General features: G+C 63.8%; 1 pseudogene. It reads left to right on the top strand.

What is annotated here, in order from left to right:
- Positions 1 to 362 (top strand): annotated as a pseudogene (locus tag AC1D01_RS37930) (methyl-accepting chemotaxis protein); the annotation flags it as partial.
- Positions 363 to 591: the final 229 nt, after the last annotated feature.

A 591-nucleotide genomic window follows, 5' to 3' on the forward strand; every position in this document is an offset into this window, starting at 1 on the left:
GCGCCGAGAAGGTCGGCAGCGGCTCGCGCCACGTGGCCGATGCCGGCCGCGTGATGCAGGACATCCACCAGCAGGTGTCGAGCGTCAACGACCTGGTGGGCGAGATCCGCCGCTCGGCCGCGCAGCAGCACAGCGGCATCGAGCAGGTGACGCAGGCGGTGTCGCTGCTCGACCATTCGACGCAGGAGAACGCGGCGCTGGTCGAAGAGGCCTCGGCCTCGGCCGAGAGCCTGAAGCTGCAGGCGCAGAAGCTCCTCGAGTCGGTCGCGGCCTTCAAGACCGAGGCCGACGGGGCCGCATCGGTAAAACCCGCGGTTCATGCCCATCCGGCGGCATTCGGCGTCGGACTTGTATCCGCCTGAAACGGCGCTCTCAGACTCTCCGAATAGCTCGCATCGGCAAGACGTGAGCTGATGTAACGAAGAGCAAGAAGTTTGCGAGCACTTCGTTTGGAACCGATTCCAAGCGGTCGGGAACAGCCGATGAACGGTTGCTGTCCGACGTCGCCTGCCGAATGGCAATCGCGTCCCTTGTCGCTCGATAGCGAGTCTTGGCAATCATCTGAATGAGAGTGTGCGCTCTCTTTCGAGT

The organism is Rhizobacter sp. P3_B12 (assembly GCF_056402895.1).